The organism is Shewanella sp. W3-18-1 (genome assembly GCF_000015185.1).
Classification (GTDB): Bacteria; Pseudomonadota; Gammaproteobacteria; order Enterobacterales; family Shewanellaceae; genus Shewanella; species Shewanella putrefaciens.
The window spans coordinates 1,547,653-1,558,623 of the sequence record NC_008750.1 but is presented as its reverse complement, the minus strand read 5'-3'; the positions used below and the strand labels follow the sequence as shown (position 1 = coordinate 1,558,623).

Below are 10,971 nucleotides of genomic sequence, written 5' to 3'. Positions count from 1 at the left end.
TGGCTTTATTTACCCATTAATAGGTAGATTAATTCAATCAGGATTTGATGAATATTTTTATATTACAAAATATAGGGTTAACTCTTATTATTTAAACTGGAAATAACTTGCCAAACTCTCTATAACAAAGAGAAATATTAGACTCAAATCAAGACTATTGAGCCAAACTTGAGTTACATTAGCGCCACCTTTACCTATAGGATCGCAGCATGAACTATAAAAACTGGCCTATCGCGAAACAAATTGGCGCCCTCGCTTTTTTCCTCACGCTTATCATTTTTAGCATACTAAGCACATTAGCCTACAAAGCCGCATCAAATGTACTGGAAGATAAAGGCATAAGCGCAATGAAGGCCGAAATGCACGCGGTATCAGATATGTTAGAGTTGCAATATGACAGCATCTTGCAACTTGCTAGGCGTAATGCCGACGTCTTTAAAGAAATGTACCCCGGACAATTTACTAAACCAGATAAGCGCATCAATATCTTAGGGATCAGTACCCCAGCGCTATTACACGAAAAAGAGCAAGTAAACGCTTCGATGAGTAAAGTTGACCGATTCGCAAAAATTACGGGCGGCAATGCAACAGTCTTTGTCCGTGATGGCGATGATTTTGTTCGTATTGCAACTTCCCTTAAAAAAGCCGATGGCGCCCGTGCAGTAGGGACTTCTTTAGATAGAACTCATCCTGGTTACCTACCGCTTATCAGCGGTAAAGAATACGAAGGTTATGCCAAACTCTTTGGCAAAGACTACATGACAATCTACCGACCAATAATCGATCCCAAAGGACAAGTCATTGGTATTTTATATATAGGTTTTGATATAACCAGCTCCCTACTGCAATTACAGAAAGCAGTCAAAAACTTAACTTTGGAGGAAAGTGGTCACTTTTTATTAATGCGCAAAACCGATACCACTCTGGTTTCACATCCTAAATATAATGAGGGTGAAAAAGTAAATGAAGCAATTCTTGATGGTCTTTCTCTAGAGCAAGCACTGCAAGATAAATCAGAATGGAATTACTCAAATACACGTAACGAACGTATGTTTGCCTATAGTCAAACAGTGGCGGGCTGGAATTGGGTACTTCTTGGCCAAGTAAAAGCAAACGAACTGAATGAGGAAAGCATCGATTTATTAATTATCAATGCCATTGTCGCCATCACAGGGATAGCACTGATTACGGCATTGTTGTCACTGGTCCTCATTCGGACGCTCAAACCATTACATGCTTTACAAGATCATATGGAAACCTTAGGCCGCGGCGATTTCAGTCAAAACTTAAGGCCATCAGAGCCTCGAAGCCAAAACGAAGTGGACAAGATCACCACCAGCGTATCGGTCATGTCTTCCGAATTAAAACAACTCATTATTGCCCTGCAAGATTCTGTCGAAAGTCTAGAACAACAGGCATCAAAAGCGCAAAGCATCGCTAAGCAAAATGGTGAAGAAGCCCAAGCATTGATGCTACAAACAGATCAAATCGCTACGGCAATTGAAGAAATGTCAACCTCAATCCGTGATGTTGCCAACCATGCCCAAGACGGTGCAGAGCAGAGTTTGCAAGTCGATTCAGCAGCTAAAGAAGGCTACAACCAACAGACAAAGGTTGTACAAGACTTGCTCAAACTAAGCCAACAACTCAGTAATAGTCACCAATCTATTGAAAAGGTTAGCCAAGAAAGCGAGGCTATCAGTAAGGTGACAGAGGTCATTAACAGTATTGCTGAACAAACAAATCTGCTGGCCCTTAATGCTGCTATTGAGGCTGCCCGAGCGGGTGAACAAGGCCGTGGTTTTGCTGTGGTTGCTGATGAAGTTCGTACATTAGCCCAGCGCACGCAATCTTCAATTCTGGAGATAAGCCAAACCATCGAAAAACTGCAAACCCAAGTGAAAAATGCAACTGAACAAATGGCACAAAGTCATCAACTTGGTACAACTTCGGCAACACAAGGGGAAATCACTGGCGAACAGCTTAAAGAAATCACCCGCAGAATTGGTGAGCTTGCCATTAGTTCACGTAATATTGCCTCCGCGACAGAGCAACAAAGCAGCGTTGCCCAAGAGATTACTCATAATCTGCATCAAATCAGCGAGCTTGCTAATGAAGGAGAACACCGTGCTACTGAGACAGTGCATTCTGCCGATGAATTATCTTCCCTCGCTGCGGCATTAAAACGTCAAATAAGCCAATTTAAAGCCTAATTTGACTAATGAATGAGTTGTTTATCAAATGCCATCCACATTGGGTGGCATTTTTATTGCGTTGACTTAACCAATACACTCAATCACTGCAACCACGCCTCTTAAGCGTTCACTTAAACCTTTTGATCTGACTACCGTGACTCCATTGGCCGTGAATATTATACCAATCGTATTAAATATCTGTTCATTCAGCGGGAGTTCAACGCGCTTTAGACAAGGCGAAGGCTTGAAGGCATAGTGGTGCTCTGTCGAAAGCCTTGAACGCAGTATAAAGCGCGTTGCAACCCGCCCTTCGGGAGCCACACAGGCATCCCACTCCCGTGTTGCATTGACTTAAAAGGGAATGACCATTTCTGCGTCAATGCGCCTTGGATTGAGATGCCTGTGAGGCTCTGAACTGATTAGATATTTAATGTGATTGGTATTAGCCCCAAGCGAGGATATGTACCTTAATAAAACCCAATAAAAAACCTCGCGCTTGCGAGGTTTTTTAAATTGAATTAGACGTTACTCGGCATCTTCTGCCGATCTGTCCATGTTCTCTGTATTCTCAAGCCACAGGGCATTGATAATCCCGAAAGAACAGGCCAACAAAACCCCTAATATCCACGTAAAATACCACATAGCAGATGCTCCTTAATTCTTCGTAAACATTAATAGAGTGAGGCTTTGTTATCTTCAATATGTTTACGGCCAATACGGCCAAACATTTTGAAGTAAGTCCAGACAGTGTAACTTAATACGATAGGCACAAAAATCGCGGCTGCACCTGTCATTACACCTAAGGTCTTCTCACTGGCCGTAGCATCCCACATAGTCAAACTCACATTAGGATCTAATGATGATGGCATGACAAATGGGAACATAGCCGCACCACAAGTCAAAATCACCATAGCCACAGTCAGTGAGCTGAATAGGAATGCAAAACCAGAACGGTTAAAGCGGCTAACCAAAATCACCAACAGGGGTAATACCACACCTAAGATAGGGAACAGCATAGTGATGGGGTATTTGTCATAGTTTGCTAACCATGCTCCAGCCTCAACCGCTACTGTTTTCATCGTTGGGTTCGATACCGCATTGTGATCAAGTGCCGAAGTCACAACATAACCGTCAATACCATTGGCTAACCACACACCAGCAGCAGCAAACAACACTGCCACTAATAACGCAAAGAATTGAGTTGCTTTCGCCGCTCGAACACGCAGTTCACCATCGGTCTTCATTTGTAACCATGAAGCGCCTTGCATCATAAACATGCTCACGCTTACAAGACCTGCCAGTAAACCAAATGGGTTTAGTAAGCCAAATAAACCGCCGTGGTATTTTGCACGCAGGAACTCATCAAAGTTAAATGGAACACCTTGCAATAAGTTACCAAAGGCAACACCAATGATCAGTGGAGGAATAAAACCACCCGCAAATAGAGCCCAATCCCATGACTTACGCCATTTTGGATCCTCGATTTTTGAACGATAGTCAAATCCCACAGGACGCATGTATAGGGCAAACAGCACTAACATCATAGCCACATAGAAGCCAGAGAAAGACACTGCATACACTGTTGGCCAAGCGGCAAATAACGCACCACCAGCGGTGATTAGCCATACTTGGTTACCATCCCAATGGGGGGCAATCGTATTGACCATAATACGGCGCTCGGTATCGTCTTTACCTATAATTGGTAGTAACGCACCGACACCCATATCAAAACCGTCAGTAACCGCAAATCCGATGAACAGTACGCCGATCAGAGCCCACCAGATTACTCTTAATATTTCATAATCAAACATAATGAAATCCTCTGCTTAGGCTTCTAGTTTCTCGAAATGATAACGACCAGTTTTTAAACTGCTCGGACCAAGGCGGGCAAACTTAAACATCAGGAACATCTCAATCACTAACAAGATTGTGTAGAAAAGTGTGATAGAGAGGATACTGAACCATAAATCACCCGTCGTTAAACTCGACGCAGACATAAAGGTTGGCAAGACTTCAGAAATTGTCCAAGGTTGACGACCGTATTCAGCCACAAACCAACCGCATTCAATGGCGATCCAAGGTAATGGTAAGCTATAAAGCGCAGCCTTAAGCACCCATTTTTTCTCTTCAATTTGATGACGAGTGCTTTGCCAGAATGCCGCTGCAAACACAAACAGCATGACAAAACCTAATCCCACCATGATACGGAAACTCCAGAACATAGGCGCAACACTTGGGATAGAATCCTTAGCAGCCGCTTTAATTTGTTCTTCAGTCGCATCGACAATGTTATCGGTATAGCGTTTGAGTAAGAAACCGTATCCTAAGTCCACTTTAGCCGTTTCAAAAGCAGCACGTAGTTCAGGGGTTTCTTCACCTGCACGCAATTTCACCAACATCTCATAGGCTTTCATACCGTTACGAATACGCACTTCGTGCTCAGCAATCAAGTCATGAATACCTGTTACTTCCTCATCCAATGAACGAGTCGCAACAATACCCATTGCATAAGGGATCTTGACTGCAAAATCAGTTTCCATCGTTTCTTGATTAGGGAAACCTATCGCAGTAAAGGCTGCTGGTGCAGGCTCTGTGTGCCATTCAGCTTCAATCGCAGCTAACTTAACGCGCTGAGCTTCACCCACTTTATAGCCTGATTCATCACCTAAAACGATAACAGACAGGATCGATGCCATACCAAAACTTGCCGCAATCGCAAACGAACGGCGGGCAAAAGGTAAGTCACGTTTTTTAAGAATGTAGTAAGCACTGATCGCTAACACAAACATAGCACCCGTCACATAACCAGAAGCCACAGTGTGAACAAATTTCACCTGTGCAACGGGGTTAAAGACCACTTCAGCAAAACTGGTCATTTCCATACGCATGGTTTCGTAATTGAATACGCTGCCCACTGGATTTTGCATCCAACCATTAGCAACCAAAATCCATAGCGCTGATAAGTTAGAACCAAAGGCAACTAACCAAGTCACAGCTAAATGTTGGCGCTTAGTGAAACGATCCCAACCGAAGAAGAACATACCTACGAAGGTAGATTCAAGGAAGAAGGCCATTAAACCTTCAATGGCAAGTGGTGCACCAAAGATGTCACCAACATAATGCGAATAATAAGACCAGTTAGTACCAAACTGGAACTCCATCGCCAAGCCCGTTGAAACACCCAAGGCAAAGTTAATACCAAATAACTTACCCCAGAACTTAGTCATATCTTTATAAATTTGTTTATCAGTCATCACATAGAGTGATTCCATGATAGCCAGCAAAAATGCTAACCCTAAAGTTAAAGGAACAAATAGGAAGTGATACATGGCTGTCAGCGCAAACTGCAACCGCGATAGCTCAACAACCTCTTCAACAATCATCGGTAACTCCTTACGTGGTGCGTCCAATTGCTACAACGAAATCCGAATTGTTTATAGCAAGTGCCTTTGTAGGATAGTGAGTTTCATTTTGTGTTTATATCTGGCGACAGTATAAACCGTTAAAATTAATCTTTTGCATTACATCGAAGCAGCAAGGGCTAAAAGTATCAATTTCCATCACATATTGGGACAAGCGTCACACTATCACATAGCATTGAGACTAATGCCTCACAACCTAACCAATCAAATGATCCCATCGATATAAATATCAGATAGTTAGGATATTTACTCGTTTTCATTTGTGAGTATTTTATACCACCTGCTTTTGATTCAAATCAATCAAACTCAGGGGTTTAGATGGGTTTTGCGGCAAGGCACACACTTCCCCACTCACGGTAATTGACAAATCAACAAAAAAGGTGTAGAGAGCGTAAATTATTAAATGTAAAGTGACATTTTTATCGCTTTCATATGAAAATCAAAACCAAACGCCACAAATCAACAATAGGTATACAAAAAACAACAAATATACTATTACTTAACAAATCAAACATATAGATAATCAATAAAAAATAAAATATAAATCATATGCATATGAAAAGTTAAAAATTAAAAGCTGAATCATTAAAAAAATTTAAGATTAATTTTTCTAATGATTATTTGTATTTTTTCTCGTTTGATAAGATTTTATTCATTGCTTAATATGTGTCCAGTGCTAAGACGGCAGTTTTATCGTTCTGGTGAAGCGTCCCAGAAAAGCCCGATATCGCACATCTTGGTTTAACTTTGTTATGGAGACAGCGATATGACAAACTTATTTGAACGTCTAATTAACATCTACAAGCCTGTTTTTGTTGAACTTTATAAAGCACACGAGCTTTAAGATTTTACATATTACTCGATATAGATCCTGATTTAGTTTGAAGTTTTGTTAGCGCAAAACCAGCCTCCTTCTCCTTGAGTTGGAGGCTTTTTCTTTTCCTATACCCTATTTTTTGTAAGGGAAATCGCTTTAGAAGATTGAGACTAAAGATTTATCGAGTGTGCAACATACTCATTAAGAGGTAATTGGCAATTAAAGCGAGAATTTAGTTACTTAAGTACAATAGATTATTTGCAATAAAGGCTAATATATTGAAATGGCTAATTTTAATAAAACATGCATTTAGAATATAAAAAAGGAGCGAAAAAATTCGCTCCTTTTTTGATGACCTAAACTTTAAACTTCTTGTATTTGAGGAGGTTAACCTAAGGTCACTCGGGCGTTACGGAACATTCGCATCCAAGGGCTATCTTCACCCCAAGTATCCGGATGCCAAGAGTTCGCTACGGTTCTGAACACACGTTCTGGATGCGGCATCATCAGTGTCACACGACCATCGGTGGTACAAATCCCCGTCAAGCCATTTGGCGAACCGTTCGGGTTTTGTGGATACTGAGTCGCGATATCACCTTTACCATTAACAAAACGCAGCGCAATCGTGCCTGACGCTTCGGCAATCGCCAGCGCTTCAGGGCTGGCAAACTCAGCCAAACCTTCACCGTGGGATACGGCGATAGGCATACGAGAACCCGCCATACCTTGGAAGAATAACGACGGGCTCTGTTGCACCTCAACTAAACTGAAACGCGCTTCGAAACGCTCTGAGCGGTTACGCACAAAACGTGGCCAGTGCTCGCTACCTGGGATAATTTCTTTCAGGTTCGACAGCATTTGACAACCGTTACACACGCCAAGGGCGAAACTTGAGTCACGTTCAAAGAAACGTGAAAACTCATCGCGCGCACGCTCGTTAAACAGAATCGACTTAGCCCAACCCTCACCTGCGCCTAATACATCACCGTAGGAGAAGCCACCACAGGCCACTAGGCCTTGGAAATCCTCTAGGCTAATACGGCCAGATAAAATGTCCGACATGTGTACGTCGCGGCTTTCAAAGCCAGCGCGATCAAAGGCTGCTGCCATTTCTACGTGGGAGTTAACGCCCTGCTCACGCAAAATCGCCATCTTAGGCGCAGCGCCCTTAAGAATATAAGGCGCGGCAACATCTTGGCTTGGATCAAAACTTAAGTTAACGGTTAAGCCTAAATCGGTTTCGTCTTGCTTAAGTTTGAACTCTTCAAGCGCGCAGGCTGGGTTATCACGCAAAGCTTGCATACGATACGTGGTTTCTGACCACACAGTACGCAGCGCAACACGGGTATCACTGAAGATTTCACGCGCGCCATCTTTAATGGTGATGCGTTGATCGTCGGCGAGGGTTCCAATCACATGGCAAGGTACGCCAGCGATTGCAAACTGAGCGGCAATTTTCGCAGCGTTGTCGCGGCTCACTTGCAGCACAGCGCCGAGCTCTTCATTAAAGAGTCGCTCTAAATCCGTGCCCTGCAAGTCTTCTACATCTATGTCTAAACCAGTATTACCAGCAAAAGCCATTTCCACTAAGGTAGTGAATAAACCACCGTCGCTACGGTCGTGGTAAGCGATAACCGACTTTTTAGCCACTAGATTTTGCATGGTTTCGAAGAAACCACGCAGTAGTGCTGCATCGTCAAGATCCGGCGCAATATCACCCAGCTCACCAAACACTTGGGCTAAACAAGAACCGCCTAAACGATTTTTGCCCGCACCTAAATCCACTAACAGTAAAGACGTTTCGCCTTTATCTGTGCGTAGCTCTGGCGTCACTGTATTGCGAATATCTTGCACCACGCCAAAAGCCGTAATCACCAATGACATAGGTGACGTCACGGTTTTATCCGCGCCATCTTGCTGCCATGCGGTCTTCATCGACATAGAGTCTTTACCGACCGGAATGGTCAGGCAGAGCTCTGGACACAGTTCTTCACCCACGGCTTTCACCGCTTCATAAAGACCCGCATCTTCACCGGGGTGACCCGCGGCAGACATCCAGTTAGCAGAAAGCTTAATGCGCTTAAATGAACCGATATCGGCACCAGCGATATTCATGATGGATTCAGCCACCGCCATACGGGCAGAGGCGCCAAAATCAAGCAGTGCCAGCGGTGTACGTTCACCCAGTGACATAGCTTCACCGGCGTAGGTATCAAAGCTTGCCGCAGTCACCGCGCAATCGGCCACAGGCACTTGCCATGGGCCCACCATTTGGTCACGGTTCACTAAACCTGTAACTGTGCGATCGCCAATAGTGATAAGGAAGGTTTTATCTGCGACAGTCGGCAAGCTCAGTACGCGTTTAACCGCTTCTTTAACATCAATCTTGTCTTGCGCTAACGCGGGCGATACCGCTTTGGCCGATACCACATCACGGCTCATCTTAGGCGCTTTGCCTAATAAAACTTCGAGCGGTAAATCGATAGGATTATTGTCGAAATGGCTGTCGCTAAGCGTCAGGTGTTTTTCCGCCGTCGCTTCACCCACCACCGCAAAAGGCGCGCGCTCACGCTCACAGATGGCAGTAAATAGCGCCAGATTTTCGGGGGCAACTGACAGCACATAACGTTCTTGTGATTCGTTACACCAGATTTCCAGCGGACTCATGCCAGGCTCATCCGAAGGCACATTACGCAGATTAAACAAACCGCCGCGCTCGCCGTCATTCACGAGTTCTGGGAAAGCGTTCGACAAACCGCCCGCGCCCACATCGTGGATAAATTGGATAGGGTTTTTATCGCCAAGCTGCCAACAGCGGTCAATCACTTCCTGACAACGACGTTCCATTTCTGGGTTTTCACGTTGCACAGAAGCAAAATCCAAGTCTTCGCTCGATTGACCCGATGCCATAGAGGAAGCCGCGCCGCCGCCCAGACCTATGTTCATCGCAGGGCCACCGAGCACAATCAGCTTAGCGCCAACGGTAATTTCGCCCTTTTGCACGTGTTCTTCACGAATGTTACCTAAACCACCGGCTAACATAATCGGCTTGTGGTAACCACGGACTTCAACACCGTTGTGGCTGCTGACTTCCTGTTCATAGGTACGGAAATAACCGACCAGTGCCGGACGACCAAACTCGTTATTAAATGCAGCACCACCTAAGGGGCCTTCGGTCATAATATCCAGCGCACTCACGATACGTTCAGGCTTACCGTAATTGCCTTCCCATGGTTGAACAAAACCTGGGATTTTTAAATTGGATACGCTAAAGCCTGTTAAACCGGCTTTAGGTTTAGAGCCACGCCCCGTAGCGCCCTCATCACGGATTTCACCACCCGAACCGGTTGCAGCGCCAGGATAGGGGCTGATGGCAGTGGGATGGTTGTGGGTTTCCACTTTCATCAGGATGTGCATAGGCTCAGTGTGGTAGCTATACACCCCATCAGGATCGGGGAAGAAACGACCCGCAACCGAACCTTCCATCACTGCAGCGTTATCTTTGTAGGCAGATAACACATGATCAGGCGTGGTTTCAAAGGTGTTCTTGATCATTTTGAACAATGACTTAGGCTGAACTTCACCGTCAATAGTCCAATCTGCATTAAAAATCTTGTGACGACAATGCTCAGAGTTTGCCTGAGCAAACATCATCAATTCGATGTCATGGGGATTACGGCCTAAACGGACGAAGTTCTCGACTAAATAGTCGATTTCATCTTCGGCTAAGGCAAGCCCCAATTCAGTGTTAGCCACCTCAAGTGCACGGCGACCTTCCCCAAGAATATTGACGCTCTTAAACGGCGCAGGCTCAGTACGTTTGAATAACACATCGGCTTTGGCAAAATCATCGAGGATAATTTCAACCATACGATCGTGCAGCAACGCATTTAAGGTTTGTTGCTGGGCCACTGTCAGTGCATCTGACTCGACATAATAGGCAACACCACGCTCCAAACGCTTCACCTTACCAAGACCACAATTGTGGGCGATATCAGTGGCTTTAGATGACCATGGGGAAATTGTGCCGGGGCGAGGAGTAACAAACAGGAGTGAACCTTGGGGGATATGAGCTTCTATCGCAGGTCCATAGGTGAGAATTTTTTCAAGTTGCTGGCGTTCATTTGTGTCGAGCAACTCGCTCAAATCCGCTAAATGCACATACTCAGCATAGATTTGGCGTACCGGAAGCGCCGCGTTTACGCAGGCCTCCATTAGCTTTTGCACTCTAAACATCGAGAGTGCGGGGGCTCCGCGGATGATCTCCATCACGTCTATTCACCTTATTATTTATTATTGCAGGGGTCAGATGTGGCGCTATTATAGGGAAATGTCTATCACAAATCACCTGTGACCTTACGCAAAACAGTGTTTCCTGTGAGATAAAAAGCGTGGTGTTATCAGACTCCTCCTTCTCCCCTGTACAAATTTTTTTCGTTATCCCACACAAACGGATATAATCACAGCACTGTCAGCCATTTTATCTCTGATACCTCACTGACCATCTATTTTTCATCGTATTGATTTTATTTAACAA

The 10,971-nt window shown here is 44.5% G+C and carries 6 protein-coding genes; 1 reads left to right on the top strand and 5 read right to left on the bottom strand.

The genetic code is table 11. The features are described 5' to 3' along the window. Nucleotides 1–209: 209 nt before the first annotated feature. The gene (locus SPUTW3181_RS07110) at nt 210–2,213 is read left to right on the top strand and encodes a methyl-accepting chemotaxis protein (RefSeq protein WP_011788719.1); all 2,004 of its coding nucleotides are present in this window, start codon (nt 210–212) and stop codon (nt 2,211–2,213) included. A gap of 66 nt (nt 2,214–2,279) precedes the next feature. On the opposite strand, the gene SPUTW3181_RS22110 is transcribed toward SPUTW3181_RS07110, so the two are convergent. From SPUTW3181_RS22110 to purL, 5 genes are all read right to left on the bottom strand, one after another. Continuing rightward, complete coding sequence (locus SPUTW3181_RS22110; protein ID WP_011788718.1) at nt 2,280–2,516, bottom strand: hypothetical protein; 237 nt, start codon at nt 2,514–2,516, stop codon at nt 2,280–2,282. A 204-nt stretch (nt 2,517–2,720) separates the two neighbouring features. After that, complete coding sequence (cydX, locus tag SPUTW3181_RS07105; protein ID WP_011788717.1) at nt 2,721–2,837, bottom strand: cytochrome bd-I oxidase subunit CydX; 117 nt, start codon at nt 2,835–2,837, stop codon at nt 2,721–2,723. Nucleotides 2,838–2,866: 29 nt separating this feature from the next. Continuing rightward, entirely contained in the window at nt 2,867–4,006 is a 1,140-nt protein-coding gene (cydB, locus tag SPUTW3181_RS07100) for a cytochrome d ubiquinol oxidase subunit II (protein WP_011788716.1), read from the bottom strand. A gap of 15 nt (nt 4,007–4,021) precedes the next feature. Further along, on the bottom strand, nt 4,022–5,578 hold the full coding sequence (locus tag SPUTW3181_RS07095; protein WP_011788715.1) for a cytochrome ubiquinol oxidase subunit I: 1,557 nt from the start codon (nt 5,576–5,578) through the stop codon (nt 4,022–4,024). Nucleotides 5,579–6,821: 1,243 nt separating this feature from the next. Beyond that, nucleotides 6,822–10,703 carry a phosphoribosylformylglycinamidine synthase gene (gene purL, locus SPUTW3181_RS07090; RefSeq protein ID WP_011788714.1) on the bottom strand — a complete coding sequence of 1,294 codons (3,882 nt, stop codon included), beginning with the start codon at nt 10,701–10,703 and terminating at the stop codon, nt 6,822–6,824. Nucleotides 10,704–10,971 lie beyond the last annotated feature (268 nt).